The following is a 25,540-nucleotide window of genomic DNA, read 5'->3' as shown; positions in this document are numbered from 1 at the left end:
TGACATCCATCACGGTGCGGCCCGGCTCCCCCCGCCAATCCCAACTTCTTCCCCCTAGAGAAGGCCGACCGCCCTCCGTGCTGACTCCAATGTAGGAGCGGCCGCCGCGCGCGCCGTCCGCGCGCCTTCCTCCAAGATCTCTTCCACGAAGCCCGGTTTGCCTTTTATCTCTTCATATCGCCGGCGGAAAGGCTCCAAAAAACGCTCGAGCTTGGCAAGAAGCTCCTTCTTCAGCGCCCCGTAGCCGACCCCGCCGCGCCGCATGGCGGCGACGAATTCCTCGAATTCCTGCGGCTCGCTGACGAGGCGGTAGAGCGAAACCAGGACGGAACCGGCGATCGGCTTGGGCTCCTCAATGGGCGTCGAGTCGGTCCGGATCGCCATCACCCTTCTTCGGAACTCTTCCCGGTCCCCGAAGAGCTCGAGGGTGTTTCCGTAGGATTTCGACATCTTTTGTCCGTCGATGCCCGGGACGGAGGCCACGTTTTCTTCGATGTCTTCCTTCGGCATCACGAAGACCGGGCCGAAGGCCTGGTTGAACTTGGCGGCCAGATCCCGAGTCACTTCCAGATGCTGCTTCTGGTCGATCCCGACCGGAACGACGTCCGCCCGGTAGAGCAGGATATCGGCGGCCATGAGAACCGGATAGGCAAAAAGAGCATGAGTCGGAACGATCCCCTTGGCGAGCTTGTCCTTGTAGCTGTGGCATCGTTCCAGCAGGCCGACCGGGGTGACCGAAGAAAGCAGCCACGCAAGCTCCAGGACTTCGGGTACCGCACTCTGCCGGAAAAAGACCGTCCGCTTCGGATCGAGCCCGCAGGCCAGGAACGCGAGCGCGGCTTCCCGGACGTTGCGGCGCAAGGCCTCGGGATCGCCGACCGTGGTCAGCGCGTGGAAATCCGCGATGAAGAGGAAGGTCTCTCCCTTCTCTTGCCATTGGATGGCCCGCCGCATCATTCCGAAGTAGTTTCCCAAGTGAAGAAACCCCGACGGTTGGATGCCGGATAAGATGCGCATGGGTGGGTGGCCGGTTTCCGCCTTAACGGAGCAAGGACTTTTCGATTCGATGATTCCCGCCGGGTCGGCGGTTGCCGTCGGCCCGGGCGCGTCGAGCCGGCGGACTCACCAGTGCGCCCTGCGATGGACGCGAGTCAAAGCTTCCTCCAGCTCGCCTTGCCGTTCGTGCAGTTCCGTGGAGAGCCATTCGGGCGAGAAGCACCAGGCGCCGAGGGCTTCGACGGTGCGTCGCTCCGCCTGATCGGCGGTGACCACGGTCACCTGCCGCCGATCCTTCCATTGCGCGACGAAAGCCTCGATCAGCGCGTCCGCCGTGCAATCGGGCGAGGAATAGGCGACGACCATCTCTCCCGGCACCGGCTCGATCCGCTCCCGATGGGAGCCGAACCGCCCGTCGAAAACCAGGATCACCATCCAGGCTCTCGTGTCGTGCAGCTGCTGCAGCCGCTGCGCGAGAAGGCTGCGCGCCTGACGTGGCGCGCGCGCATGGAGATCGCGCAAATCCTTCCATGAGAAAATCACGCTGTGGCCGTCGACGACCAGCACCGGACCGGCGGGAGCGTTCCCGGCGGCGGATTCGGCCTTCATCCCCTCACTTCTTTCCGGGTGTCGCCGTCGTCGCCGAGGCCTTCTCGCGCTTCCTCTTCAGATAGGCCTTGCGCCGCCGCCGTTTTTCCACCTTATTCCACTGTTTGCTCACGATACCCGTTAGTGGGCGCAATCCTTGCGCTCTGTCAAGGGCCAACTGTCGACAAAGGTCGCATGTCTCCTTCTTGGTCTAGGGCTACCCGCTTTCACGCTTGAAAGCAAAGCGCGTTTCCGTTCAACTTCAGCGAAAAAAAATCGGAAGTCCGCCTTACCGCCACTTACATATCCAATTCCCTATGAAAGCTCCTCGGCTCGCCGGCGCCAGCCTGCTTCTCTTCGCCTTTTTCCATTTCTTCTTCCCCGTCCGGTCGCCGGCGGCCGTGCAGTTGCTCACGCTCGCGGCTCCTTCGAAGCAGAGCAAGGAGAACTCGTTCTCGATTCAGGTCGACGACGCCTCGCTATCCCGGCAGGGCGTCGGCCTTGTGACGAGCTTCGCTCCTGTCGTGAAGAAGGTTGTCCCAAGCGTGGTCCAGATCACAACGACCCAACGGGTCAAGGCTCCGGAAGGCTGGCCCTTTCCGTTCCCCCCCTTCCCTTTCTTTAACGAGCCTCCGTTCCGCCGCTTTTTCGGCCCGCCGGATGGAGAAGATCAAGGAGGCCGAAGACAGGCTCCCTCGCAACCTCCGCGCTCCCGCCGCCAAAGCGGGTTAGGATCCGGGGTTATTATTTCCCCGGACGGATACATCTTGACCAATAATCACGTCGTCGAGGTCGCCGAAGAGATCAAGGTGTTGCTGGGCGAAGTCAAGAAGGAGTATGCCGCCAAGGTGGTGGGGAAAGACCCCTACAGCGATATCGCCCTGGTAAAGATCGACGCCAAGGATCTCCCGGCAGCGGTTTTTACGGATAGCGACAAGGTCGAGGTCGGCGACATCGTGCTCGCGATCGGCAACCCCTTCGCGCTGAGCCAGACGGTGACGATGGGGATCGTGAGCGGCAAGGGCCGGAAGGACATCGGCATCGAGGAGTACGAGGACTTCATTCAGACCGACGCGGCGATCAATCCGGGGAATTCCGGAGGGGCGCTGGTCGACGTCGAGGGGCGGCTTGTCGGAATCAACACAGCGATCGTGAGCCCCGGGCGGGTCGGCAATCTCGGGATCGGCTTCGCTGTTCCCTCGAACATGGCCCGAAAAGTCATGCAGGAGCTCGTCACCCATGGCAGGGTAATTCGCGGATTCCTCGGGGTCACCATTTCCGAGGTCACTCCGGAGCTGGCACGGGCCTTCAAGCTGCCCGAGCCGTACGGGGCACTGGTCGAGCAGGTTACCCCGGGCGCGCCCGCGGCGCAGGCCGGCATCAAGGACGGAGACGTCATCATCGGGTTCAACGGCCAGAAGGTGGTCGATCCTCGCGCCTTCCGGCTGGCCGTCTCGGAGACGCCTCCCGGCACGAAGATCACCTTGAAAATCTGGCGCGACGGGAAGGAGCTGACGGTGCAGACCGTGCTCAAGGAGCGTCCGAACGAGCCGCTGGCCGGCGGGGGTGCTCCTGGAGGGGAGCAGGGGGCCTTCCTTCCCGGCGTCGAGATTGCAGATCTCAACAGCGCGACTCGGCAGCAATTGGAGATCCCGTCGGAGGTCCAGGGAGTGGTCGTGACCAACGTTGACCAGGATTCCCCGGCGGGGCGGCCTGGGCGGAACCAGCTGCAGCCCGGCGATGTCATCCTCCAAGTGAATCATCGCGCTGTTCACAACGTGCGCGAAGCGCAGGAAGCGGCGAACGCCAGCCAGGGCGACGTCCTCCTGCAGGTCTGGTCTCATGGGATGACGCGGTTTGTTGTCGTGAAACGATAGGCGGGGTGGAGAGACTGCGGGAATGGGAGACGAAGGCCCCGGGCGGGCGGCAGCGAACGGCCCTCCGGCGAGTTCTGTCTTCTCCCGCAGCCAGATCGAGAGTCTTTTGCCGCAGAAGCCGCCGTTTCTGTTTTTGGATGAGGCGGTTGTCGAAGAACGGGGCGTGCGGGCCGGCTACCTCCTCCGGGGCGAGGAAGATTTTTTTCGCGGCCACTATCCGGGCAATCCCACGACCCCCGCCGCCATCGTTTTCGAGTCGCTGGGTCAGGCGGGTTGCCTATGGCTGAGAACCGTGGGCGCGAAGGGAAGATCGGGGGAGATTCTTTTTGCCGCGAGCGACGGCGCCCGCTTCCTTCGGAAGACCGGTCCGGGCGATCGGCTTGCGCTGGAACTGCGTGTCGCAAGGGTGTTGGGAAGGGCGGCCTGCTTTTCGGGCATTGTGAGGGTAGGCGGCCTCGAGGTCGCCCGGGTGAAGCGGCTCACGCTGATCGTCTTGGATGGGAGCCGACCGGAGCTAGGCTGACGGTCTATGCCGGCTGAACCGATGCTCGTCATCGACATCAGCAACTCCGTGACCAAGATCGCGAGCGTACGCAGGGGAAGGCTCGTCGGCGTGGAACGGAAGCCCACGGCGGATCTCGATCCTGCCTACGTCCGTTCCCTTGCCGCGCGGTATGGGAGCATTCCCGTGGTCCTGGCCAGCGTGGTCCCGGCAAAAACCGGAATCTTCACGGCTTTCTTTTCCTGTTCCCTTTTTTTGGTTCATGGGCGGGCCCCGCTCGGCTTTCCGATCGATTATCCTAACCCCTCGGAAATCGGAGCCGACCGGCTTGCCAACGCGGCCGCGGCCCTCCACTTCTGGAAGCCTCCCGCGGTGGTCATCGATTTCGGGACCGCGACCAACTTCGACATCGTGAACGCGGCCGGGGCGTTCTGCGGCGGGGTCATCGCTCCCGGCCTCGACCTGACGACCGACTATCTTCACGAGCGGACAGCGCTCCTACCGAAAGTTCGGTTGCGCGAACCGAAGCGACGTTTCGGCCGGAGCACCGTGGAGGCGATCCGGGTGGGGGCGGTTTGCGGCTATCGGGCCATGATCCGCGGCCTGCTGGAGGGAATCCGCGAGGAGCTCGGCGCGAGCCGATTGACCGTCGTGGCGACCGGCGGCCATGCGGCCCTGGTCGCGCGCGGCCTGCCGGAAATCGCCTGCGTGCGTCCCCATCTCACGTTGGAGGGGTTGCGGATACTGGGCCGGCGGTGGCTCGGCGGCTCGCTTCGCGTATCTCCTCCGCCGTCCGCTAGCGGCGAGGCGGGAGCGGCTTCCGATTCCCCTTCGAGAGTGCCGGCAGGAGAGGCGGGCTAAGTCAAGGTTTTGGTTTTGCGATCGAGCCTGAAGCGATCCCAGAGCATAGGACCGGCTCTCCAGGATTCATGAGGCCTCGGCACGGTGAGATATTCGCAGGCGATCTCCGACGGGCTCACCTCGAATCGCAAAAATCCGTGTCTGTCATCGCAGTAAGATTCCAGCATCAAATCGTTTCTCGTTTCGAATCTTACCGGCCCTTGCATTTCCCGCAAGACGGGCGCCATGGAGTGGAGATACCAATATCCTCCGCTGCCGGCGACGCCGATCGGTCAATCTCGCAGGTTGCGGAACGAGAGGGCGCGAGGGAACTCCTTGGCCCGCAGGGCCGCGATTACCCGCTGGAGATCGTCCCGGTTCTTTCCCGTGACCCGGACGTGGTCCCCTTGGATCTGCGCCTGAACCTTGAGCGCCAGTTCGCGGACGGCATGAATGACCAGCCGGGCGACGTCGGAGTCGAGCCCCTGTCGAACGACGATTTCCTGGGAAGCCCTGCCCGTCGAGGAGACCGCGGGAGCCTTGATATCGAGATTTTTGAGGCTCACGTTCCGGCGGGCCAGCTTGCCAAGGAGGATCTCCCGAATAACGGAGAGCTTGAACGCATCGTTCGCCCGCAAATGAAGCGTAGGCCGCTCGTAGTCGAGCTCGGCCCCGGATCCTTTGAGATCGAACCGGTTGGTGATCTCCTTGCGGGCCTGGTTGAGCGCATTGGCGACCTCTTGCTCATCCACTTCGGAAACGATATCGAACGAAGGCATTGTCCTACTTTTGCTTACCGGAATCGGTCCGGCAATCCGGAAACGACCCTGGTCGGCTTTCGGCTCAGGAGGACGGTGCGGTGCCTGTGTCCGGAGTCGCGCCCTTCTTGATGCCTGTCTTCGGGATGAAAAGCTTCTGCCCCGGCCGCAATTTCTCTTTCTTCGAGAGGCCGTTGGCCGCGCGGATCTGCGCGGCGGTCACGGGGACCCCGCTCTGCCGGTAGGCTTCGGCGATGGCGGAGATCGTGTCGCCGGGCTGCACTTGATAATAATAGCCGGTCACCACCCTCGGTTGGGGACCGCCATCCATCCGCGAGGTCGGCCGGCTCGGAGAGGGGCCGGGGGCCGGCGCCTCTCCCTTGGGCTTCGCTTTCTCGGACTCCGAGGACGCGGCGGATGCTTGGGCGAGACGCTCCCGAAGGCCGCGGAGCTCCTCCTTGATCCGGGAAAGCTCCTGCTGCAGCTGCTGGAGCTCGCGGGTATGCCCCTCGACTGTGCCCTCCATCTGATCGAGAATGTCCGAGGCTCGGAGCACTTTCCGGCGGGCTTCTTCTTCCTCTTGTTGGCGGATGAGCTCGGGCGTCTGCGCCCATGTCGAAGGCTTCCCTCCGCAAAGCAGGCCAAGCAGTAGGCAGAAGCGAAGCCGATCTATCCAGCGCCGACGCGCAGGAGGTTTTCGGTCATCCGGCTCGGGCGGCTTCATCCTCGTTCGTCCCTCCCTCGAGGAGGCTGCGCAATTCTGCTTCGGAAATCACGCGCACTGCGTGCTTCCTGGCTTGGTTGAGCTTGGATCCCGGATCTCTTCCGACAATCAGAAAGCTGGTCTTTCGGGAGACGCTTTCGGTGACCCTCCCTCCCGCCTCGCGGATCCTTTCCACGATCCGTTCCCTCGGCTCGGAGAGCGTGCCCGTGATCACGAACGTCTTCCCTTGAAGGGACCCGTGCGCGGCGAGCGGGCGTTCGGCCTCCGTCACCACTCCGGCTTGCCGGAGCCGGTCGAGTCGCGCGCGGTTGACCGGATCGCGGAAGTAGTCGGCGACGCTCTTGGCGACGGTCGGTCCGACGGTGGGAATGCTCTCGATCTCCTCTTCCGTGGCATGCAGGAGCCGATCGAGCGTTTGGAACCGGGACGCAAGCGCTTCCGCAGCCGTCTCGCCGACGTGGGGGATGCCCAAGCCGAAGAGAAGCCGACCCAGCCCTCGGCGTTTGCTCGCTTCGATCGCCGAGAGCAGATTTTCCGCGGATTTCCTTCCCATTCGTTCGAGCGGGAGCAGATCTTCGAGCGAAAGAGAGTAGAGATCGGCCAAATCCTTGATCAATCCCTTGTCCACCAGTTGGTGAATCAACGATTCGCCGAGCCCTTCGATATCCATGGCTCTTCGGCCCGCGAAATGGCGGAGCAGAGCCTTGAGCTGCCCGGGACACTTCGGATTCGGGCAGCGGAGGAAGATTCCGTCCCAGCGGAGGCTGCTCCCGCAAGAAGGGCAATGTTCCGGCGGCACGATTTCCTCTTCTTGCCCGGTGCGGGCGGAACGATCGACCTCGACGACCGCAGGGATGACCTCCCCCGCCTTTTCGATGTACACCCAGTCGCCGATCCGGACCCCCTTGCGCTTGACCTCGTCGAAATTGTGCAGGGTCGCGCGTCTGACTGTCGATCCGGCCAGGAAGACGGGGTCCATCTCGGCGACCGGCGTGATGACTCCCGTCCTGCCCACTTGAAAGAGGACGCGGCGGAGCCGGGTCCGGGCGCGTTCGGCTCCGTATTTGTATGCGATCGCCCAGCGTGGCGCTCTGGCCGTGGCACCGAGGATTCGGTAGAACCGCCACTCGTTTACCTTCACGACGGCTCCATCCGTCGCGTAGGGCAAGCCCTTCCGGAAATCGTCCAGAGCCTCCACGGCTTCGGACAAATCCTCCTTGGTTCGGCAGAGCCAGTGGCGGGAAGGGGCGGGCAGCCCGGCCTCCGCCAGGATCCGATACCAATGTTCCTGGGAATCGCAAGCGATGCCCCGCAGCTCCCCGGCTCCGTAGAAGACGACGGAAAGCGGACGCTGCGCCACGACTCGGGGGTCGAGCTGCTTCAGGGTGCCCGCGGTGGCGTTGCGCGGGTTTGCAAAGAGCGGCTCGCCCCGCCTCGCGCGTTCTCTGTTCAGTTCTTCGAATGCCCGGGTGGGCAGGTAGGCCTCCCCGCGCACTTCCAGCAGCTCCGGCGGTTCGCGAAAGTTCAGGCGAAGCGGAAGGGCCCGAATCGTGCGGAGGTTGGCGCTGATGTCGTCACCGGTCCGACCGTCCCCCCGGGTCGCGCCGTGGTCGAAGAGGCCGTTCCGATAGACGACGCTGATCGAAACCCCGTCAATCTTCGGCTCCACGACATAAGTCGGCCGCTCGTTCGGCAACGCGCGTTGCACCCGATCGACGAAGGCGAAGAGCTCCGCGAGCGAGTAGGTGTTGTCGAGGCTCTGCATCGGGATCGAATGCACAACCGGGGCGAACCCGGGCAGCGGACCCCCTCCGACTCGCTGCGTCGGGGAATCCGGGGTGACAAGATCCGGATACCGCTCCTCCAGCGCGCGGAGCTCGTCGAAGAGCGCGTCGTACTCGGCATCCGAGATCAGCGGCGTGGCTTGCACATAATAGGCGTAATCGTGCTTTCGGATCTCGTTGACGAGCCATGCATGCCGTCGCGCCGCTTCCTCTCTGGTCATCGTGGATTTCGATCTCGATCCGATCTTCTTGGGATCCCCTCCACGGCTCAGTACCAAGGGCCCATCCCCATCGGGCCGAACATCCCCATCGGGCCGAACATCCCCATAGGACCGTACATGCCTCCGGGTCCATACATGCCCATGGCTGCGGGACCGCCCGCCTCGCCCGCCGTGCGGTCGGTCAAGGCTCGATGCCGGGGGTTCCAAATGTGCATCCAGGAAGCGCGCACCACCGGAAAGAGATAGTTCTGCTCTCCGAGCTGCCCGGGCCTAGCACCTTTCACCGTGCCGGCGATGGTCATTTCCGCTCCCGGAAAGAAATCGGAATGCTTTACGAAGCCGGGGATGATCGCATAGAAGCATCCGGTCGAGGTCTCCCCTTTTATGGGCCTGTAGGAGCCCCATGTTTTTGAGAGAGGCTGTTCGACCAGCTGTAGGCAGAACACGCCATCCGCGTTCTTGGCCTGCACGACCCTTCCCCCGAGAATCACGACACGACCGTCGTACGCGAGGGGATTGGCCAGCAGCTCGGGAAACGCCGGCTGGACCTTGGCCTGTCGGCGGTACCACTCGGGAACCGACGCGGCGTTCGTGCCCGCGGGACAGGCGCATTGCCAGACCGCCAGAAGCGAAAAGACAAGGGAAAGCGGACGAGCGCGCAGGGGGCGGCAACGGGGTTGCACAAGATCCAGTGTATCCGTCGGAGGGGATCCGCACAATCTTTGCCCGCCGCTTTTCCCCGGCTACGCCTGCCGGGACTCCGGAGCATCGCGGCCGGGTTTCGGCCAGTGCCGGACGAATCCGCAGAGTGAGAGCCCGATGAGGCGAAGCGGCCTCTCCCTTCGCCAGGCGGCGCGCAGCAGGCGGATCGCGAATGCGGCGATCTCCTCGGCGTCGGCCGTGGCAATAGGCAGCGTGATCTGCCGGGAGAAGGTTTCGAAGTTCCCGTAGCGGAGCTTCACCGTGATCGTTCTCGCCAGCAGCTGCTCCCTACGAAACTCTTCGGCCACCTCGCGGCTGAACCGGCCCAAAACCTTTTGAAAAACGGCCAGGTCGGCAAGGTCCCTCGCGAAGGTCGTCTCGCGGCTGATCGACTTGGGTTCCCATTCCGCTTGGACCGGGCTGGTGTCGTTGCCGTGGGCGGCCTCCCATAGGGAGGCACCGTGCTTTCCCAACTCCGCGATGATTCGTTCCCGACGCTGGATGGCCAGATCGCCGATCGTGCGGATGCCGAGGCCGAGGAGGCGTTCCTGCGTACGCGGACCCACTCCGGGCAGCTTCTCCACGGGCAGGGGGGCTAGGAACGCCTGCTCGGTGCCTTGCGGGACGACGATCCTTCCGTGCGGCTTGACCGTATCGCATGCGATCTTGGCCAGCAGCTTGCTTGCCGCCACGGCCACCGTGCACGAGAGTTCGAGCCGGCACTCCACTTCCTCCTGCACCTCCCGGGCCACCGCTTCCGGATCCGCTCCTCCCGGCAGCTCCGCGCAAGCTTCGTCGATCGAAAGGGCCTCCACCCGGGCGAATCGGGCGTGAAGCAGGTGACGGACCTTTTTCGCATAGGCCGCGTAGAGGTGGTGGCGTGCGGGGAGAACGACGGCCTGCGGACAGAGCGCGCGGGCGCGGCGCAGCGGCATCCCGCTGCGCACTCCGAATCGGCGCGCAGGGTAGGTCGCGGTCGAGACGACCCCGCGATCGCCAGGATGGCCGACGGCGATGATCACCGGTTCGTTCCGGAGCGCCGGGCGGCGCAGGAGCTCGACTGCGGCAAAGAAAGCGTCCAAATCGAGGTGCAGGATCCAACGCGCCGGGTTCACGAGCGCTCCTTGCGGTGAGGCTGCCCTGGAGCTACCCCAACGGACTGGACATGTCGTCCGAAGAGGAGGAACGGCATGCGGAGTCGCGGTGCGGGGCGGATGACGCCTCGCGGGATGCCGGGGCCGATTCCGGATGCGCGGGCGGCCCTTGGCCGGATGCCTCCCAAAGGCGGAAGCCTCCCAAAAAGGCGAAGGCGTTGTCGCCCATGCGTGCGTAAGGGGGCAGGGAGGCGAGGAGCTTTCGGTTGCCTCCGCCGATCACTAGATAGTCGACCTGAAAGGCGTTCCGGAACAGTTCGATGACGTGCCGGATCTCCGCCCGCCACCGCTTCTTGCCCAAGCGCAAGAGGCCAGCGTTTCCAAGCACCTCTTCATAGGTCTTGCCCTTCTTATAGGGAAGATGGCCCGCTTCCAACGGATGAAGGAGGCCGTCGAGGACCAGCGCGGTCCCAAGCCCGGTGCCCAAGCCCAGGAAGAGCATCCTTCCGCCGGCATAGCTGCCCCATGCTTGCATCGCGGCGTCGTTCACCACCTTGACCGGAACGCCGAAGGCGTGCGCGAAATCGAATCCGACCCATCCCGGACCCAGGTTGCACGGATCCGCGGCGGGCCGTCCGCCGATCACCGGCCCGGGGTATCCGATCGAGATCGCCTCGAAAGACCATCCCTCCACCGCCTGGGGAAGGCGTTCGACCAGATCCTTAGGCGTGAACCTTGGACCCGAGGGAATCTTCCGGGGACGCTCTTGGCCGGTAGCAAGGAGCTTGACGTTGTGTCCGCCGATGTCGATCACGAGGACCTTCATGGCCTCAAGAACGCCCGTCGGCCCGTCCGAGGGCTCGCACCGGCCGCCGTGCACCGGATGCTGGCCAACGGGCCGTGCTCGGGAGGCGATCGATCACTTCCGCTGTTCTTTGCGCAAAAGGGCCTTGCGGGCCCGTTCGAGCGCCTCCCGTTCCGACTTGGTCAGGCTTCCGATGCCCTTTCGGGAGATCTTGTCCAGGATCGCGTCGATCGATTCGGCGGATGCACCGGCTGCTTTAGACGGGAAAAACGTATGCGAGGAGGCGGCAGGACGTCCGCGCCGCCCCCACCCCTGTCTCCAGGAGCGAATCCAGGAAATGTCCGGCATCCGAACGGAGAGATAGGCAATGCCCGAGGCGACGCTCAGCATGAGCAGCGGAGTCCAAGCATGGGCGGATATGTCGATGAGCACGTAGAGGGCGAGCAGAACGATCGCGTACCACTTGGCCGTGATGCCGAACATGAGCTCCGCCCCAGGAGACAGAGCGGCGAAAGCGACGAAGATCGCCATGTGCGCCTCGTCGGGGCCGTAGAAGGTGCCGCCCGTCTGGTCGACCAAGCTGAAGAGCACGGCGCAGATCGCGGGGGCGAGGATCAGCGAGAGGTAAAGGAAAAAATACTTCTTAAGCCCGAGCGCGAATTCTACCTCCCGGCCGAACCAGAAGAACATGAGCATCCAGAGGGCGAACCAGAGCGAAGGGGAATGAATCCAGGCGTAAGTGAAGACTTGCCAGACCTTTCCTTGCGTGAGAACCGCTTGCGGGCTCAAGGAGAGCTCTTGGAACCAAGCGAGCCGGTAGGTGGCGACGGATAGGACGCCTACCACGAACGAAAGGCAATGAAACGCAATGAAAATGTCGGTCAGGTAAACCGGTCTGCCCTGCAAACGGAAGACCGGTTCTCCCCGGCCGTCTCCGGGCCAGTATCCCATATACTTAAACTCTGCCGAATCTTGGCTCGATCGTAAATTCTCTTTTTTTCAACAAACGAAGAATCAACGGATTGTTCTCCACGGCAAAAAGATCTTGCGTTAGGGTCGAACCAGCACGAAGGTCTGCGCCCCCCCTCGGCGGATGTAGAAGAGAACCGGTTCCTTCGCCCGCTCGGCCGTAGCAATCCGCAGAAGATCGGCCGTGTTGCGCACCTTCTCCGCGGCCTTCCCGACCTTGCGGATCTCCTCGATCAGATCTCCGGGTTGGAGGAGGTCGAGTGATGGAGCCCCTTCCTCCACGTCGACCACGTACACGCCGGAGGCGTGGGACTGAAGCCCTAGCTGGGCGCGCAGGCTGTCGTCCAGATTGACGATCTGGAGACCGGCGAAGGCGTTGCCGAGCTCCCCGGTCCGGACCACCTGCCACCGTGAGCCCTCTTCGGTTCGGGCGCCTTGGTCCGGCTGCTCCGTGATCTGCGCCTGCACGGTGAGGGATTTCCCATCCCGGTAGAAGATGATGGGCACCACCGTCGAAGCCGACGTTTCGGAAACGTAGAGCCGCAGCTCCGCCGGATCGCGCACGTTCATCCCGTGGTATCGCACGATCACGTCCCCGCGCCGAAGCCCGGCTTTGGCGGCCGGAGAATTGGGTTCGACCCGCGTTACCAAGGCGCCGGAGGTGTCCGGAAGGTTGAAGGCCTGCTGCATGTCCTCGTCGACGTCCTGGGCTTCGACGCCGAGGAAGCCGCGCACGACCTTTCCGCGGGCGACGAGGCTCTCATAGGCGAAGCGGGCGATCTTGCTCGGGATGGCGAAGCCGATGCCGTTGGACCCGCCGCTGCGCGAATAGATGGCGGTATTGATCCCCACGAGCAACCCTTCCACGTTGATCAGGGCTCCGCCGGAATTCCCCGGGTTGATGGCCGCATCGGTCTGGATGTAGTTTTCGAAGCCCGAGGCGGAGAGGTTGGGGTTGCGGCCCTTGGCGCTCACGATGCCCCGGCTCACGGAGCCGCTCAGGCCGAACGGGTTGCCCACGGCGAAAACCTGATCGCCCACCTCGAGCCGGTCCGAGTCCCCCCACAGGGCAGGGATGAGCCCTTTGGCTTCGATTTTCAGAACGGCGATATCGGCAGGCTCGTCCAGCCCGATGAGCTTGGCTTGGTACCGGCGTCCGTCAAAAAGCTGCACGCGGATTTCCCGGGCGTTCTTGACGAGGTGGGCGTTGGTCAGGATGTGTCCTTGGGGGCTGAGGATCACTCCGGAGCCGAGCGAGGTTTCCTCGTCCAGGGGCGCGCGCTTCGGATTGCGCGGGCTGGATTCTGTCGAGGGCACCGCTTCTCCTACGTCGACGCTGACGGGTCTGGCGGTGAAAATATTCACGACGCTCGGAACGATCCGCGAGAGAATTTCGACATATTCCCGATTGATCTCCTGCAAGAGGCCGCCGGCGGCATGGGATTCCAAGCCTTGCGGCACGGGGATGGCGCGGGGAATCACCGGCTCCGAGGCGGCCGGGGGCGGTGGCACCGGCTTGGGGGACGGGAGGATCCATTCCCGGATCACGAGGCCTAGACCGACTCCCAGCAGAGCGACCAAAACGAGGACCGCTCCCCGCTTCCAGGGGGTCTTCAACTTTGTTTGCCCGTCCATAAGGCGGTACATGTCTATCTCTCCCTTGGCCCGGCCCTAGGCCAGGAATGATCGCGTGCGCGGACGCCTATGCGTTGCGCATCGCCCCTTCGCTCCGCTCCTCCCCGCTTCTTCCCCCGATCGCTTCGACAGAAAACCGGCGGGAGGCCGTCCCGCTCCTCCAAGCTCGGTTGGCTCCCTCCCCGCGGCGTCATGATTCCTTCCAATCGGGTAGACTTCATCATACTTGCTCGGGAGACGGGCGCAAGAGCGGCGGCGAGACCCTCTCCTCGGGGGGCCCGGAGCTGCGCATCTCCAGGGAGGCGCCGACCGCCGCCGCCCGGCCGAAGGTGCGGAAGTGTACCTTGGCCAAGGCCCGGAGGCGGTCGGCGCCTTGGCTGCGGACGATTTCCTGCGCCGCCGCCAGAACAGGGGACGAAGCTCCCTTCGGGAGAGTTCTTCCCGCTTCCTTCCCGAGAAGGACGAGCCGGCGGAGAAACTCCATTCGCGCCAGAAGCGAGGCGGCTGCCACCGCGATGTCGGATTCCGCCCTGGGTTTCTGGTCGACCCGGAGGGAGAGCCCCTGCTGCCGGATCGCCCGGTCGAGGACGGGGGCCTTGGCAAACTGATCGACCAGCGCGCGCGGGCAGGAGGGGACCTTGCGCGCGATCTCGGCGAGGGCGGCAGCATGCGCCCAAGCGAGCAGCCGGTTGAGATTGCCGAAACGCGCGTAGAGCTCGTTATACTTGGGTGGTCCGATGGCGACCACGGCGCACCGTCCGCGCACCGCCTTGCGGATCTCTTCCCCGAGGCGGACGGCCTGTGCGTCGCTCTTGATTTCCTTGCTGTCCCGCACCCCGAGGCGGCGCAGCGCGGGCGCGGTCTGAGGATCGACGTACACAGCAGCGACGACCAAGGGTCCGAAGAAGTCGCCTTTCCCGCACTCGTCCGAACCGGCGTGCGGCGAGTCGTCCTCGGGCTTGCCGGTCTCCGGCGGTCCGATCCGCACTTCGCGGAGGATTTCCGGTTCCAGGAACATCTCAACAAAATCGGCCGCCGCTCGCCCTTGGATGAGTACCGTCCCGGTCCGGTAGGCGCGGACGACCAGCGAGGGCCCTCGCGCATCGAAGAGGCCGTGCGGTAGGCTCCGCATCTCAAATCCCTTCTGCCGCAGCCGCTCCCGCAGCTCGTTGATCTGCTCGGGCGCCAGCGAGAAGGAAAACGTGGACGGCGGCGGAGGAGGGGGGCACGAACCGGCGCCGCCCGAGGAGAAAAAATCCTTGGATCGGAGGATCGTACGCGCCAGAAACGGGAGCACGTAGCTAACCTAGCGGATCCCGATGAAGATCGAGAGGAAATTCCGCCGGGAGTTGCACCGGCGCTTGCTTGCCTGGTATCGAGAGCGGGCCGCGGATCTTCCCTGGAGACGAAGCGCCGATCCCTATTCGATTCTGGTTTCCGAACTGATGCTGCAGCAGACGCGCGTGGCAACGGTCGTCGCCTACTACCGGCGCTGGATGGAGCGCTTTCCGGACCTTTTCACCCTGGCGGCGGCGTCGGAGGAGGAGGTGCTTCGGCTATGGGAGGGGCTTGGCTACTACGCCCGTGCGCGCAATCTCCTGCGGATCGCGCGTCTGCTGGTGGCCGAGCACGGAGGCCGGCTGCCGTCGAAGGTGGAAGAGCTCGAGCGGCTTCCCGGGATCGGACGCTATACGGCGGGTGCCCTCGCCAGCCTCGCCTTCGGGCGGAGAGCTCCGCTGGTCGACGCGAACGTCCGCCGTCTCTTTCGCCGGCTCTTCGCGCTGCCGGAAGAGAGGGCGGCCGAGTCTCTATGGGAGATCGCCGCCGCCCTTCTGCCGGCGGCGCAGGATTGCGCGGCCTTCAACTCGGCGCTGATGGAGATGGGCCGCACGGTCTGCAAGCCGCGGAAGGCCGACTGCCCGGTCTGTCCGGTGGCGGGGCTCTGCCCCAGCCGCGGTCAAGTGGTCGCCTCGCGACCCAAGCCTCCCCCAACTCCCTGCGCGGAGAGCGCTGCTCTGCTCGCCGAAGCCGGCCGGATCTGGCTCGAGCCGTCGCGGGAAGCGCGGTATCGCGGCTTTTGGCGGTTCCCGAGCTTCGATCCGGACTCGATGAGGAACCTCGGGGAAGCCGCTTGCCTTTGGTATTCCATCACTCGCTATCGGGTGCGGCTCACGCTTTTCCGGGCCGAGTGGCGGGCCGCGGAGAAGGGAGAGGGAAGATGGGTTTCCCGGGAAGAGCTGGCGCGCCTGCCGCTGCCCGCTCCTCATCGAAGGGCCTTGGCGATGGCCGTGCGGCGGGGATCTTCCGGCGAAATGCCGACGGAACAGGACGAAGCCCGGCCTGGGGAAGCGGTTGCTCTTGCCGAGACCGTGCGCTAGGTTAATCGCCGCCATGATGTTTCCGATCCAGAACCTGCGCGTTCGCGCCGTCGAGCGCTTGGTCTCGCCGCGCGTCCTCAAGGGAAGTCTTCCCCTGACCGCGGTCGCGAACCAGACCGTGTATCGGAGCCGCCTTACCATCCAGCAGATCCTGTCGGGGGAGGACAAGCGGTTTCTGGTGATCGTCGGCCCTTGCTCGATCCACGATCCGGTGGCGGCCTTGGAATATGCCCGTTGCCTTCGTTCCCTGCAGGACGAGCTCGCCGGGGAGCTTTTTCTGGTGATGCGCGCCTATTTTGAAAAGCCGAGGACGACGCTCGGCTGGAAGGGCCTCATCAACGACCCCTTTCTCGACGGCTCCTGCAACATCCAGGAGGGATTGCGGCTGGCCAGGAAGCTTCTGCTCGAGATCAACGAAATGGGCCTTCCGACGGCTAGCGAGTTCCTGGATGCGATCACCCCGCAGTATATCGACGATCTGGTGAGCTGGGCCGCGATCGGGGCCCGGACGACGGAATCCCAACTCCATCGGGAGATGGCGAGCGGGCTTTCGATGCCGGTGGGCTTCAAGAACGGGACCGACGGCTCGCTGCAGATCGCCGTCGACGCGCTGGGCGCCGCGCTGCACCCGCACAGCTTCGTCGGGATCGACCAGGAAGGGGTTACGAGCGTCATCCGGACCTCGGGAAATCCGTGGGGGCACGTGGTTTTGCGCGGCGGGCATAAGCGGAGCAATTACGACCCGGAGAGCATCCAGGAAGTTTGCACCCGGCTTTCCAAGGCAGGATTGCCGCAGCGGGTGATCGTGGACTGCAGCCACGCCAATTCGGCGAAGCGGCCCGCCGTGCAGGAGGCCGTGCTCGCGAACATCCTTGAGCAGCGGATCCGAGGAACGACCGCGATCATCGGGGCGATGCTCGAAAGCAACCTTTTCGAAGGCAGCCAGAGGATTCCCGAAGACCGCGCGCAGCTTCGCTACGGTGTCTCGGTGACAGACCCCTGCCTTTCCTGGGATACGACCGAGAAGCTGCTCCGCCGCAGCAGCCTGCGCCTCCAGGAAGCGCGCTCGGTCGAGTCGTGAGAGGGCGGGAGCGGCGGGGCGTTTTCGCGGGAGAACTTTCCTCTTGCCGATGAATCCCTTCCCGCGGCCTTCGGCGCTCCGGGGCCTTCTCCCTCCTTTGGGTCACCGGTTCGGTGCTCGTTTTTTTTGCCGCCTCGATGCGGTGGCGGCGACCGCCGGCCCTCCGTCGGGAGGAGGGGAAATCAGCTCTGAAGATCGGCAAGAGTCGGAGCGGGCCGCGGAGCGCGGAGACGCGGGTGCGCAATACCGATTGGGCGCAGCGCACCTGGAGGGGCTGGGGTTCGAGCCGGATCGGGAAGAGGCGGAAGCCTGGCTCGAGAAGGCGGCCGCCCAGGGAGAAGCTGAGGCCAAGGAAGAGCTTTCCCAGTTGGAGGAAAAGGCTTCGCGGCCTTCGGTCCGCTAGAGCGGAACGACGGGGGTGGGGGCTGGCCGCAGCGCCGGTCCTTCCCTCTTGACATCGAGCCGCGACGATGGCACGGATGGGAAGCTTCGCCGGGGTCTTAGCTCAGCTGGTAGAGCGCCTCAATGGCATTGAGGAGGTCAGGGGTTCGAGTCCCCTAGGCTCCAGCGGCTTCCTCCTTTTCCGCATGGCTGATCTTCATGCGGTCCATCCTCCCTCGCGGAGCCGGGCGTAGGCCTTCTGGCACGCGAGCAGGGTGTCGTCGCGGAAGCAGACCAGAAGGACCTTTTCCGGAAGCGGATGGAAGACGAGAAAGCGTGCGATCTCTGTCAGCGCGATGTCGGCGGCCCGGTCGGCCGGAAAGCGATAGGCTCCGGTGCTGATGGCCGGAAAGGCGATCGAGCGGGCGGAGAGCGCCGCGGCGATGCCGAGTGCCTCGCGGTAGCAGCTGGCCAGCGCGGCGTCTTCTCCTTGCGATCCCCCTTGCCAGATCGGCCCCACGGCGTGGATCACCCACTTGGCGGGAAGCCGATATCCTTTGGTCACCTTCGCCTTGCCCACCGGGCAGCCGCCGAGCCCGCGGCATTCTTCCCGCAGCTCCGGGCCCGCGGCCCGGTGTATCGCTCCGTCGACCCCACCTCCGCCGGACAGGCTGGAATTGGCCGCATTGACCACCGCATCCACCGGGAGCCGGGTGATATCCCCGGAGAGAATCTCGATTCGAGCGAGCGGGAGATCCATGCCGCGAAAAGCCCCGCCGATTACGCGCGAGCAGAATGCTTTTTGTGGAGGTTGGGGGATTCGAACCCCCGACCTTCTCATTGCGAACGAGACGCTCTACCAGCTGAGCTAAACCCCCACGAGATTTCTGCCGCAGCGTAATAGTATAAAAGAATTCGGCCGTTGGAAACCGCAATTTCGCATAAGGAAGCCTCGGCTTCCCGCAGCCTAGAGAGTCTCCTTGGGGCGGAGCAGGGGGAAGAGGATCACCTCCCGGATTGAGTCCTTTCCGGCCATAAGCATCGTCAGGCGGTCGATGCCCATGCCGATGCCTCCGGCCGGGGGCATCCCGTATTCTATGGCGGTGAGGAACTCTTCGTCGATCTTTTGTCTCTCTTGCCCCGCTTGGTGCTCGAGCCGCTCGCGCTGGACGATCGGATCGTTGAGCTCGCTGTATCCAGGGGCGATTTCCTGCCCTCCGATGATCAGCTCGAAGACGTCGACCACCGACGCGTCATCCCGGTTTTGCCGGGCTAGGGGAACAAGCTCCGTGGGAAGATGGGTCACGAAGAGAGGTCCGGCGGTCCGGGCCTCGACCAGCTTTTCGAAGGTGTGCCGGGTCACATCGATATCCTCGGCCTCGGGATGCAGCTCGACCCCCAGGGCTCCGGCCCGCTTGCGGCGTTCGCCCGGGGAGAGGGCGAACCAGTCCGTCCCCGTCGCTTCCCGAAGGCAGTCGGCGAACCGCTTTCTCGGCCAGGGCGGGGTCAGGTCGATCGGCGGAAAGCCTCCACCCGGCGAAGGGAGGCGGAGGGTTCCGCAGACGGTTCGGGCCAGATGGCAGATCAGCGATTCGAGCAGCTCCGCCATCCGCGAGTAGTCCGCGTAGGCCCAGTAGGCCTCCAGCATCGTGAACTCCGGGTTGTGCTTGCGGGAGATCCCTTCGTTCCGAAAGTTCCTGTTGAGCTCGAAGATCTTTTCGAAGCCTCCGACGAGCAGTCGCTTGAGATAGAGCTCCGGCGCGATCCGGAGATAGAGCGGAATGCCTAAGGCCTCGTGGAAGGTGGAGAACGGGGTGGCGGCGGCGCCACCGGGAACCGGTTGCATCATCGGCGTTTCCACCTCGAGGAAGCCGCGCTCTTCGAGGAAGCGGCGGATTTCGCGGACGATCCGGATCCTCTTGCGGAAGACTTCGCGGACCTCGGGATTCATGATCAGATCGAGATAGCGCTGGCGGTAGCGCGCCTCCACGTCGTGCAGCCCGTGCCACTTCGAGGGGAGGGGGCGAAGGGACTTGGAGAGAAGGACGAAGCTGCGGATCCGCACGGTCTTCTCCCCGGTCTTCGTCCGGAAGCACTCTCCGTCGATCCCGACGATGTCGCCCAGGTCGAGAAGCTTGAGGTCGGCGAATCGCTCTCCCACCGATTGGACGTTGGCGTAGACCTGGATCTTGCTGTTCGCATCCTGAACGTGGGCGAAGATGCTCTTGCCCATTTCCCGAATCGACAGGAGTCGGCCCGCCAATCGGGCTTCGCGTCCCTCGGTAAAGTCCTCCAGGATCTTCTCGATCGGCTGGGTGCCGGGGAAGGCATGGCCGAAAGGGTCGACGCCGCGGCTCCGCCAGGCGGCGAGCTTCTCCCGGCGCAGGCGGAGCAGCTCGCTTGTCGCTTCGCTTTCGTTCATGATCCGGGCTCAGGACCGGCTCGGGCCGTCATAATGACAGCGCACCTGGGGCGTTTCGCAAATCGTGATCCGGGAAAGGCCCGGGAGGAGCGGTTCGAGCCGTTCCCAGAACCAGCGGGCCATCGATTCGATGGTTGGATTCTCGAGGCCGGGAATCTCGTTGAGCAGCCGGTGATCGAGCTGAGCCAACAACGGCTCGATCGCCCGGGAGATGCGGGCATGATCATAGAGAATCCCGGACGCGGGATCGACCTCGCCCGTGACCGCGACGCGGACTTGGAAACTGTGGCCGTGCAGCCGGCGGCACTTGTGGCCTTCGGGAAAGGAGGGTAGTTGCTGCGCTGCCTCGAAGCCGAAATCCTTCTCCAGGGTTACGCGCATAGACCGATTCTCTTCGTCTCGTTATGGAGCGAAGCCCGGGTGGGTGCAAGCCTGCGGCGAGGCCGAAGGCGGTCTCCCTGCGCCGGAAAGCGATGGCGGCTCCTTCTTCGCGGTCCGTTCCGCGATGGGCCTAACCGGTGCGTGCTGTGCCGGAGGGGACGGGAATTCGAAAAGTTCCGGGTCGCCAGGCTGCCCGTGTCGCGTTAGGCTACCCGGCGCGATGCAGCTCCAAGAGCTTGGCAAAACCGGGCTTCGGGTTTTTCCGCTCGGACTGGGAGCGGCCGAAATCGGCTTTCTGGACATCGGGCAGGCGGCGGCCGCCGAGCTGCTCCATTTCGCCGTCGATCACGGAGTCAACGTGATTGACACGGCGGCCGCCTACAAGACCTCGGAAGAGCGGATCGGGAAGGCGCTCGGTCCGCGACGGCGGCAGTGCGTGCTTGTCTCCAAGTGCGGTTGGGGAGAGGGAGGAGAGGACGATCCGGCATCCTGGACGGCGGGCCAGATCGAGTGCTCGATCGACCGGTCGCTCCGGCGTCTGCGGACCGACCATATCGACGTGATGCTCCTCCATTCCTGCGACCGGGCGGTTCTCGAGCGCGGCGAGGCCTTGGCGGCCCTGCAGCGGGCGCAGGAAGCGGGCAAGGTGCGGTTCCTCGGCTATTCGGGCGATGTCGAGGCCGCCGCATTCGCCTGCCGGCTGGACGGGATCGCCGTCATCGAAACCAGCATCAATCTCTGCGACCAGGCGAACATCGACGTCGTGCTGCCCGCGGCCCGCCAAGCCGGTATCGGCGTCCTTGCCAAGCGCCCGCTGGCCAACGGGGCCTGGCGGCCGTGGGAGGAGATCGCCCAGCCGTACCGCGAATATGCGCGTCCCTACGTCGATCGCTTCCGGGCGCTGGGAATCACCCTGGCCGAGCTGGGGGTCGAGGAGATGGGATGGGCGGAAATCTTCCTCCGCTTTGTACTCTCCCAGCCGGGAGTTCATGTCGCTCTGGCCGGGAGCGTTCGCTTGGGGCATCTTTTTGCGAACCTGGAGGCCGCCCGCCGCGGGCCCCTGCCCGAAGCGCTGGTGGCTTGCCTGCGCCGCGCGTTCGCCCAAGCCGAGCGGCGGGCGGGCGAACGGTGGGAGGCTCTGCGATGAAGGCGAGGACGGCGGATGCGGCGGCGGCCCGTCGGAACCGTTTGGCCGTCCGGGTCGTTCCCAATGCGCGCAAGAGTGAAGTCGCCGGATGGATCGACGGGGTCCTGCGGGTGCGGCTCCAAGCGCCCGCCGTGGAAGGCCGGGCCAACGAGGAGCTGATTCGATTCCTGGCGGAGTTGTTCGGAACGCGCAGATCGCAGATCGTGATCCTGCGGGGAGAAAAATCGCGGGACAAATTGGTCGAAATCGAAGGATGGGACCGGACGGAGCCGAGGCTCGAGCTGGCTGCAAGCGGCGCGATGCGCCGGGCGACGCGCGCCGCGAGTGCGGGAGGCAAGGGATGAGCGCGCGGGACCGGCAGAGCCGTTGGTCGATGCTCCTCCCCCGTCTGCTCCTGTGTTGGAGCTCGATTACGATTGCCAGCTTCGGGCAGGAGGCCGAAGGGCCGCTGTTGACCAACCCGCCAATCATCGCCGTCTTCCCTGTGGAGGACGGACCGGATGGGGTGCACTTCCGCTATCCGGTTGCGATCAACGATCTGACCGTGGTCCACCCGCAGGAAAAGCTCCGGACCCTCTACGTGAAGCCCGAGCTTGAGGAAAAAGTGGAGGAAGCCCAGCACAATCAGGAGCATAAGGAGGCGGCCTACTCCCGGAAGCCTATGCCCGATCCCTTGAGCCTAACTCCGGCGGAGCGCGCCTTGGAAAAGTTCACTCGGACGGTCTGGCCTTCCAAGACGACCTTTCTCCAGGCGCTCGAGGTCTTGAACGGTTCGGACATCCGCTTGATCTACGAGCGGGGCGAACGGAAGGAGGTCCGCGACGAGCCGGTCAGCCTGCCCGCCGGCCTTCTGCTGGCTTCGATCGATGGGCGGATTACGGTCCTCGCTGTCCAGCCGGGTCAAAAAGGAGAGCGCGGCGGCTTTCAGCCGGGAGACCGGATCATCACGGTCCAGGGAGAACCATTTACCGGATCGCTGGAGGAATTCCTGGAAATCTATCGGAGAGCCAATCTCGGGCGGAGGACCGGAGAGATCCCCTCGCTCCGCTTCACTGTCTTCCGGGAGGGGCATGCGGAGCCGGTGGCCGTCTCGCTTCCCCTGCCTCCCAGCTTGCAAGAGAGTCTCCTGGATTTTCCCCCGGCTATGGGACATGGACGCTCGGAGTGAGTGCCAGAAGGGGGGCGGGAAAGTTTTTCGATCGAGTTTCCGGACGCGATGAGTAAAAAAACTTTCGGCGGAAAACCGGAGCGGAAGCAAAGAGGGGAAGAGCTGTGATCAAGTTCTTTTTGGGAATTGCGTTGATCGGCAGCTTGGCGACCGCCGTGCTCGGGTACATGGTGGCGAACCAGCGGAATGCCATGCGGCGGGAATATGAAAAGACGGCTGCTCAGCTCAAGGCCGTGACGGAGCAGGCTGAGGAGAGCAAGGTTCAGGTTGCGGAGAGCCAGAAGAAGGTCGAAGAATTGCGCGCCAAGATCGCCGAGGCGACCGAAAAGCTGGCGCAGGCGGAGAGCCAGGCGGGAAGCGGAGACAGCAGACTCGAGGAAGCGGAGAGGCGGGCCAAGGAAGCCGAGCTGCGCGCGCAGCAGGAGAAGGCGGAAATAGAGGATCTGGGGAGCAAGCTCGAGTCGGAGAAGGCGGCCAACGAGGCGGCGACCGCCAAGGTGGAGAGCCTGCTCAAGGAGAAGCAGGCGCTCGAGGACAACATCGCCAAGCTCAATAATGAGCTCGCGCGGATGCGCGAGGTGGCTCCCACCGCCGCCCGCGCGGTGGCGATGCGGTCGGGAATTCGCGGCAAGGTGGTGTCCGTCAACCGCAACTGGAACTTTGTCGTCCTTAACGTCGGCGAAAAGGACGGCCTGGTGGAAAACGGCCTGCTCAACGTCTACCGGGGAGGCCAGCCGGTCGGCAAGGTGAAGATCGTCTCCACGGAGGCTAATACGGCCGTCGCGGACATCGAGGCGGGATCCAGTCCGAATGGAATACAACCCGGCGACGATGTGTTGAATTAAGCGGTGGATTTTGGGATCATCTCATGGGCGGGCCCGCATCCGAAGGTGGCTGCGCCGCGCGAAGGGGAGACGAGTAGCTCGTCCCGGAGATCGACAACGAGGCGGATGACGATGACAAAGGCAAAGTTGGGCTTAGTGCTCGTGGCGGGAGCAGTTTTGTTGGGAGGCTGTGCCTCTTCCAATAGCAATCAATCGGCTGCGAAAAAGCAGGCGGCGAAGCAGGGGCAACGGGTGTCCGACCTTCCGTGGAACCGGCCTCCCTCCTGGCAGCAGGCGGGCGCGGCCGGAGCGTACTTGGGCGGCATGGGAGCTACCACTCCCGGCGCTCCTTACTAGCCCGCGGGGAGATCGGCCGCTAAACGCCCCGGCGGTCGGGGGACCAGATAAACTTGTGAAGCTGGAAACCCAAGCGGACGGGCAGCCGGTCACGGAGTAGCCAGCCGGCTAGGGTCTCCAATGGAAGTTCTCCGTGCACCGGCGAAAAGTGGATGGCGCGCACCCGGTTCACCCAGGGCGCGTTGTGCAGCCGGTCTCGGGCCCACCGGTAGTCCTCTTCGGTGCCGATCACGAACTTCACCTCGTCGCGCGGCCCCAGGAGGTCGAAGTTGGCGGGCAGGTTCCGGGAGGACTCGCCGCTGGAAGGGCACTTGCAATCGACGATGCGGTGCACTCGCGGGTCGACCCCGGCGATCGAGTGGGCGCCGCTGGTTTCCAGGAGAACGGTGTAGCCCGCATCGCAAAGCTGCCGGAGGAGAAGGCGGCTGTTCTTCTGCAGGAGGGGCTCTCCGCCGGTCAGCTCGACGAGTCGGCAGCCGAAGCGCTGCACCTCCGGCAAGAGCCGGCTCAGCGGCATCCGCTTCCCCTCGAAAAAGGCGTACTCCGTGTCGCACCAGCGGCAGCGGAGATCGCATCCCGTCAGCCGGATGAAGACGCACGGCTCGCCGGCGAAGCTGCTCTCCCCCTGGATACTGTGGAAGATCTCGTTGACTACGACCGCCGCTTCCGCCGGGGGCGGGTCGGGTCGGGAGGCAACCATGGTCCGGCAGGCGGCTAGAACGGGATCCGCCCGCGGAGGTCGGCGGGCTGGAACGGCCCGGGCTCGGCGAGAAGCGCCCGAGCTGCATCGACCTGTCCCCAGACGTTCCAGAGGAGCACTCCGCGGACCCGCCGGCGGTCCAGGTAATACACGACCCCCGTGTGAAACTCTTCCTTCCAGTCGCAGAAGATCTCGAGCCGGAGATCGAGCAGGCCGACGGCCTCGTAGCCGAAATCGAAAAGATCCGAATAGAAGAAAGGGATGTGATCGTATTTCGCCGCATGGCCGGCCATGTTGCGGCCGGCCACGAGGCCCATCTGGCGCGCGTTGTCCTCGTGCTCGAAGCGGAGCCGCTGCCCGAGGGCGGGTTGGAAAAATGCGGCTACGTCTCCCGCCGCGTAGACGTCGGCGTGACCAGTGCGGAGATACTCGTCGACCACGATGCCGTTATCGACCTCGAGGCGGGCATCCTTGGCCAGTCCTACGTTCGGCGATATGCCGATGCCCGCGACCAGGGCTCCCACCGAAAGGCTCCCTTGGCCGAGATGGATGTGCAGGAGGCCTTGTTGCTCCTCGATCGCGGAGACCGTCTGCCGGGGGAGCACCTCGACACCCTTCTTGCGGTAGTATTCATTGAGGAAAAGAGATAGCGCTTCGGGGAAGATCCTGCCGCCGATTCCCGCCTCCGCAAAAAGGAGGGTCACGCGCTTGCCGTTGAGGGCCAAGGCGGCCGCGATTTCCGAGCCGATGAAGCCTCCGCCGAGCACGCAAATTCTCTCCTCGGCTTCGCTCCAGGCACGGAGCTTCCGGTAATCGGCCAGCGTACGATAATAGAGGATTTTCGTGCTCGGCGTGGGGAGGCGGCGTGCGTCGCCTCCTGTTGCCAGCAGCAGCTTATCGAAGGAGAAGGTCGTCCCGTTTTCTGCGGTGACCGTCTTGGACGAAAGGTCCAGGGAGCGGGCGGTGCAGCTGCGGTGAAAGACGACTCCCGCCTCGGGCGTGCGGCACCAGATTGAATCGAGAGCCTCCCCCTTCCAGAGCCCCTTGGAGAGGGGCGGCCGATTGTAGGGGAGCTCGGGCTCCGCGGTGAGCAGCCCTATGGGCCCGTTCGGATCGATTTCCCGGATTCCGCGAACGGCCGCATCGGCCGTCATCCCTCCGCCGATGATCAGGTAAGTATAGTGGGGCATTTGCAAGAAAAAGTAA

27 protein-coding genes and 2 tRNA genes are annotated in these 25,540 nt (G+C 64.5%); 12 read left to right on the top strand and 17 right to left on the bottom strand.

Annotated elements, in window-relative coordinates; all coding sequences use genetic code 11:
• Positions 1-54: 54 nt before the first annotated feature.
• On the bottom strand, positions 55-1,017 hold the full coding sequence (gene trpS, locus MTHMO_RS08320; protein WP_202214362.1) for a tryptophan--tRNA ligase: 963 nt from the start codon (positions 1,015-1,017) through the stop codon (positions 55-57).
• A gap of 105 nt (positions 1,018-1,122) precedes the next feature.
• Complete coding sequence (locus tag MTHMO_RS08315) at positions 1,123-1,605, bottom strand: NYN domain-containing protein (protein WP_202214361.1); 483 nt, start codon at positions 1,603-1,605, stop codon at positions 1,123-1,125.
• A 296-nt stretch (positions 1,606-1,901) separates the two neighbouring features.
• Between MTHMO_RS08315 and MTHMO_RS08310 the strand changes: the two genes are divergently transcribed.
• The 3 genes from MTHMO_RS08310 to MTHMO_RS08300 are packed head-to-tail and all read left to right on the top strand — an operon-like array spanning position 1,902 to position 4,824.
• Positions 1,902-3,461, top strand: coding sequence for a Do family serine endopeptidase (locus MTHMO_RS08310; protein ID WP_202214360.1), 1,560 nt, complete (start codon positions 1,902-1,904; stop codon positions 3,459-3,461).
• Positions 3,462-3,483: 22 nt separating this feature from the next.
• The gene (locus MTHMO_RS08305) at positions 3,484-3,984 is read left to right on the top strand and encodes a 3-hydroxyacyl-ACP dehydratase FabZ family protein (RefSeq protein WP_202214359.1); all 501 of its coding nucleotides are present in this window, start codon (positions 3,484-3,486) and stop codon (positions 3,982-3,984) included.
• Positions 3,985-3,990: 6 nt separating this feature from the next.
• A complete protein-coding gene (locus MTHMO_RS08300) occupies positions 3,991-4,824 on the top strand; it encodes a type III pantothenate kinase (protein ID WP_202214358.1) in 834 nt (277 codons plus the stop codon).
• Between the two features lie 272 nt (positions 4,825-5,096).
• Here MTHMO_RS08300 and MTHMO_RS08295 read toward each other — a convergent pair whose 3' ends face one another.
• The 9 genes from MTHMO_RS08295 to rnhC form a co-directional block, all read right to left on the bottom strand.
• Positions 5,097-5,582, bottom strand: a complete 486-nt coding sequence (locus tag MTHMO_RS08295) for a YajQ family cyclic di-GMP-binding protein (protein WP_202214357.1) — start codon at positions 5,580-5,582, stop codon at positions 5,097-5,099.
• A gap of 64 nt (positions 5,583-5,646) precedes the next feature.
• Entirely contained in the window at positions 5,647-6,117 is a 471-nt protein-coding gene (locus MTHMO_RS08290) for a LysM domain-containing protein (protein ID WP_202214356.1), read from the bottom strand.
• 145 nt (positions 6,118-6,262) lie between these two features.
• Positions 6,263-8,290: an NAD-dependent DNA ligase LigA gene (gene ligA / locus MTHMO_RS08285; protein WP_202214355.1), complete on the bottom strand. Its 2,028-nt coding sequence runs from the start codon at positions 8,288-8,290 to the stop codon at positions 6,263-6,265.
• 47 nt (positions 8,291-8,337) lie between these two features.
• Positions 8,338-8,973, bottom strand: a complete 636-nt coding sequence (locus MTHMO_RS08280) for a Slp family lipoprotein (RefSeq protein ID WP_202214354.1) — start codon at positions 8,971-8,973, stop codon at positions 8,338-8,340.
• 60 nt (positions 8,974-9,033) lie between these two features.
• Positions 9,034-10,107 (bottom strand): DNA polymerase IV, encoded by a 1,074-nt coding sequence (gene dinB / locus MTHMO_RS08275; RefSeq protein ID WP_202214353.1) that lies wholly within the window; start codon positions 10,105-10,107, stop codon positions 9,034-9,036.
• 31 nt (positions 10,108-10,138) lie between these two features.
• Positions 10,139-10,912 carry an ROK family protein gene (locus MTHMO_RS08270; RefSeq protein ID WP_202214352.1) on the bottom strand — a complete coding sequence of 258 codons (774 nt, stop codon included), beginning with the start codon at positions 10,910-10,912 and terminating at the stop codon, positions 10,139-10,141.
• A gap of 93 nt (positions 10,913-11,005) precedes the next feature.
• A complete protein-coding gene (locus MTHMO_RS08265) occupies positions 11,006-11,842 on the bottom strand; it encodes a rhomboid family intramembrane serine protease (RefSeq protein WP_202214351.1) in 837 nt (278 codons plus the stop codon).
• Between the two features lie 99 nt (positions 11,843-11,941).
• Complete coding sequence (locus MTHMO_RS08260) at positions 11,942-13,477, bottom strand: trypsin-like peptidase domain-containing protein (RefSeq protein ID WP_237394852.1); 1,536 nt, start codon at positions 13,475-13,477, stop codon at positions 11,942-11,944.
• A gap of 238 nt (positions 13,478-13,715) precedes the next feature.
• A complete protein-coding gene (gene rnhC, locus MTHMO_RS08255) occupies positions 13,716-14,792 on the bottom strand; it encodes a ribonuclease HIII (RefSeq protein WP_202214349.1) in 1,077 nt (358 codons plus the stop codon).
• Between the two features lie 22 nt (positions 14,793-14,814).
• Between rnhC and MTHMO_RS08250 the strand changes: the two genes are divergently transcribed.
• The 4 genes from MTHMO_RS08250 to MTHMO_RS08235 all read left to right on the top strand — a co-directional run bounded on the left by MTHMO_RS08250 (position 14,815) and on the right by MTHMO_RS08235 (position 17,521).
• Entirely contained in the window at positions 14,815-15,873 is a 1,059-nt protein-coding gene (locus tag MTHMO_RS08250) for an A/G-specific adenine glycosylase (RefSeq protein ID WP_202214348.1), read from the top strand.
• A 16-nt stretch (positions 15,874-15,889) separates the two neighbouring features.
• Entirely contained in the window at positions 15,890-16,954 is a 1,065-nt protein-coding gene (locus tag MTHMO_RS08245) for a 3-deoxy-7-phosphoheptulonate synthase (RefSeq protein WP_305061212.1), read from the top strand.
• A 49-nt stretch (positions 16,955-17,003) separates the two neighbouring features.
• A complete protein-coding gene (locus tag MTHMO_RS08240; RefSeq protein ID WP_202214346.1) occupies positions 17,004-17,357 on the top strand; it encodes a tetratricopeptide repeat protein in 354 nt (117 codons plus the stop codon).
• A gap of 91 nt (positions 17,358-17,448) precedes the next feature.
• Positions 17,449-17,521 (top strand) — tRNA-Ala (locus MTHMO_RS08235).
• Positions 17,522-17,552: 31 nt separating this feature from the next.
• On the opposite strand, the gene MTHMO_RS08230 is transcribed toward MTHMO_RS08235, so the two are convergent.
• The 4 genes from MTHMO_RS08230 to queD form a co-directional block, all read right to left on the bottom strand.
• Positions 17,553-18,095: an O-acetyl-ADP-ribose deacetylase gene (locus tag MTHMO_RS08230; protein ID WP_202214345.1), complete on the bottom strand. Its 543-nt coding sequence runs from the start codon at positions 18,093-18,095 to the stop codon at positions 17,553-17,555.
• A 45-nt stretch (positions 18,096-18,140) separates the two neighbouring features.
• Positions 18,141-18,213: transfer RNA gene (locus MTHMO_RS08225), tRNA-Ala, on the bottom strand.
• Positions 18,214-18,302: 89 nt separating this feature from the next.
• Positions 18,303-19,757 carry a lysine--tRNA ligase gene (gene lysS, locus MTHMO_RS08220; RefSeq protein ID WP_202214344.1) on the bottom strand — a complete coding sequence of 485 codons (1,455 nt, stop codon included), beginning with the start codon at positions 19,755-19,757 and terminating at the stop codon, positions 18,303-18,305.
• A gap of 9 nt (positions 19,758-19,766) precedes the next feature.
• Positions 19,767-20,138 (bottom strand): 6-carboxytetrahydropterin synthase QueD, encoded by a 372-nt coding sequence (gene queD / locus MTHMO_RS08215; RefSeq protein ID WP_202214343.1) that lies wholly within the window; start codon positions 20,136-20,138, stop codon positions 19,767-19,769.
• Between the two features lie 220 nt (positions 20,139-20,358).
• Between queD and MTHMO_RS08210 the strand changes: the two genes are divergently transcribed.
• From MTHMO_RS08210 to MTHMO_RS08190, 5 genes are all read left to right on the top strand, one after another.
• Positions 20,359-21,285: an aldo/keto reductase gene (locus tag MTHMO_RS08210; protein WP_202214342.1), complete on the top strand. Its 927-nt coding sequence runs from the start codon at positions 20,359-20,361 to the stop codon at positions 21,283-21,285.
• Positions 21,282-21,629 (top strand): DUF167 domain-containing protein, encoded by a 348-nt coding sequence (locus MTHMO_RS08205; RefSeq protein WP_202214341.1) that lies wholly within the window; start codon positions 21,282-21,284, stop codon positions 21,627-21,629. Before MTHMO_RS08210 ends, MTHMO_RS08205 begins: the two co-directional genes overlap by 4 nt.
• On the top strand, positions 21,626-22,453 hold the full coding sequence (locus MTHMO_RS08200) for a PDZ domain-containing protein (RefSeq protein ID WP_202214340.1): 828 nt from the start codon (positions 21,626-21,628) through the stop codon (positions 22,451-22,453). Before MTHMO_RS08205 ends, MTHMO_RS08200 begins: the two co-directional genes overlap by 4 nt.
• A 104-nt stretch (positions 22,454-22,557) precedes the next feature.
• Positions 22,558-23,298: a hypothetical protein gene (locus MTHMO_RS08195; RefSeq protein WP_202214339.1), complete on the top strand. Its 741-nt coding sequence runs from the start codon at positions 22,558-22,560 to the stop codon at positions 23,296-23,298.
• Between the two features lie 111 nt (positions 23,299-23,409).
• Entirely contained in the window at positions 23,410-23,634 is a 225-nt protein-coding gene (locus tag MTHMO_RS08190) for a hypothetical protein (RefSeq protein WP_202214338.1), read from the top strand.
• A 19-nt stretch (positions 23,635-23,653) separates the two neighbouring features.
• Here the strand turns inward: MTHMO_RS08190 and MTHMO_RS08185 are convergent, their stop codons facing one another.
• Positions 23,654-24,334: a radical SAM protein gene (locus tag MTHMO_RS08185; protein WP_202214337.1), complete on the bottom strand. Its 681-nt coding sequence runs from the start codon at positions 24,332-24,334 to the stop codon at positions 23,654-23,656.
• 14 nt (positions 24,335-24,348) lie between these two features.
• Positions 24,349-25,524, bottom strand: coding sequence for an NAD(P)/FAD-dependent oxidoreductase (locus tag MTHMO_RS08180; protein ID WP_202214336.1), 1,176 nt, complete (start codon positions 25,522-25,524; stop codon positions 24,349-24,351).
• Positions 25,525-25,540: the final 16 nt, after the last annotated feature.

The organism is Methylacidimicrobium sp. AP8 (assembly GCF_903064525.1).
Taxonomy (GTDB): Bacteria; Verrucomicrobiota; Verrucomicrobiia; order Methylacidiphilales; family Methylacidiphilaceae; genus Methylacidimicrobium.
Note: the sequence above shows the minus strand (reverse complement) of the source record. Positions and strands in the feature narration are given on the sequence as shown.

What these genes read in the sequence shown, in the direction of transcription:
- MTHMO_RS08295 (WP_202214357.1), bottom strand. Translation starts at nt 5,582, where the DNA reads ATGCCTTCGTTCGATATCGTTTCCGAAGTGGATGAGCAAGAGGTCGCC.
- MTHMO_RS08265 (WP_202214351.1), bottom strand. Translation starts at nt 11,842, where the DNA reads ATGGGATACTGGCCCGGAGACGGCCGGGGAGAACCGGTCTTCCGTTTG.
- MTHMO_RS08305 (WP_202214359.1), top strand. Translation starts at nt 3,484, where the DNA reads ATGGGAGACGAAGGCCCCGGGCGGGCGGCAGCGAACGGCCCTCCGGCG.
- MTHMO_RS08245 (WP_305061212.1), top strand. Translation starts at nt 15,890, where the DNA reads ATGTTTCCGATCCAGAACCTGCGCGTTCGCGCCGTCGAGCGCTTGGTC.
- MTHMO_RS08205 (WP_202214341.1), top strand. Translation starts at nt 21,282, where the DNA reads ATGAAGGCGAGGACGGCGGATGCGGCGGCGGCCCGTCGGAACCGTTTG.
- queD (WP_202214343.1), bottom strand. Translation starts at nt 20,138, where the DNA reads ATGCGCGTAACCCTGGAGAAGGATTTCGGCTTCGAGGCAGCGCAGCAA.
- trpS (WP_202214362.1), bottom strand. Translation starts at nt 1,017, where the DNA reads ATGCGCATCTTATCCGGCATCCAACCGTCGGGGTTTCTTCACTTGGGA.
- MTHMO_RS08300 (WP_202214358.1), top strand. Translation starts at nt 3,991, where the DNA reads ATGCCGGCTGAACCGATGCTCGTCATCGACATCAGCAACTCCGTGACC.
- lysS (WP_202214344.1), bottom strand. Translation starts at nt 19,757, where the DNA reads ATGAACGAAAGCGAAGCGACAAGCGAGCTGCTCCGCCTGCGCCGGGAG.
- MTHMO_RS08200 (WP_202214340.1), top strand. Translation starts at nt 21,626, where the DNA reads ATGAGCGCGCGGGACCGGCAGAGCCGTTGGTCGATGCTCCTCCCCCGT.
- MTHMO_RS08250 (WP_202214348.1), top strand. Translation starts at nt 14,815, where the DNA reads ATGAAGATCGAGAGGAAATTCCGCCGGGAGTTGCACCGGCGCTTGCTT.
- MTHMO_RS08230 (WP_202214345.1), bottom strand. Translation starts at nt 18,095, where the DNA reads ATGGATCTCCCGCTCGCTCGAATCGAGATTCTCTCCGGGGATATCACC.
- MTHMO_RS08315 (WP_202214361.1), bottom strand. Translation starts at nt 1,605, where the DNA reads ATGAAGGCCGAATCCGCCGCCGGGAACGCTCCCGCCGGTCCGGTGCTG.
- MTHMO_RS08240 (WP_202214346.1), top strand. Translation starts at nt 17,004, where the DNA reads ATGAATCCCTTCCCGCGGCCTTCGGCGCTCCGGGGCCTTCTCCCTCCT.
- ligA (WP_202214355.1), bottom strand. Translation starts at nt 8,290, where the DNA reads ATGACCAGAGAGGAAGCGGCGCGACGGCATGCATGGCTCGTCAACGAG.
- MTHMO_RS08185 (WP_202214337.1), bottom strand. Translation starts at nt 24,334, where the DNA reads ATGGTTGCCTCCCGACCCGACCCGCCCCCGGCGGAAGCGGCGGTCGTA.
- MTHMO_RS08310 (WP_202214360.1), top strand. Translation starts at nt 1,902, where the DNA reads ATGAAAGCTCCTCGGCTCGCCGGCGCCAGCCTGCTTCTCTTCGCCTTT.
- MTHMO_RS08180 (WP_202214336.1), bottom strand. Translation starts at nt 25,524, where the DNA reads ATGCCCCACTATACTTACCTGATCATCGGCGGAGGGATGACGGCCGAT.
- MTHMO_RS08270 (WP_202214352.1), bottom strand. Translation starts at nt 10,912, where the DNA reads ATGAAGGTCCTCGTGATCGACATCGGCGGACACAACGTCAAGCTCCTT.
- MTHMO_RS08210 (WP_202214342.1), top strand. Translation starts at nt 20,359, where the DNA reads ATGCAGCTCCAAGAGCTTGGCAAAACCGGGCTTCGGGTTTTTCCGCTC.
- MTHMO_RS08190 (WP_202214338.1), top strand. Translation starts at nt 23,410, where the DNA reads ATGACAAAGGCAAAGTTGGGCTTAGTGCTCGTGGCGGGAGCAGTTTTG.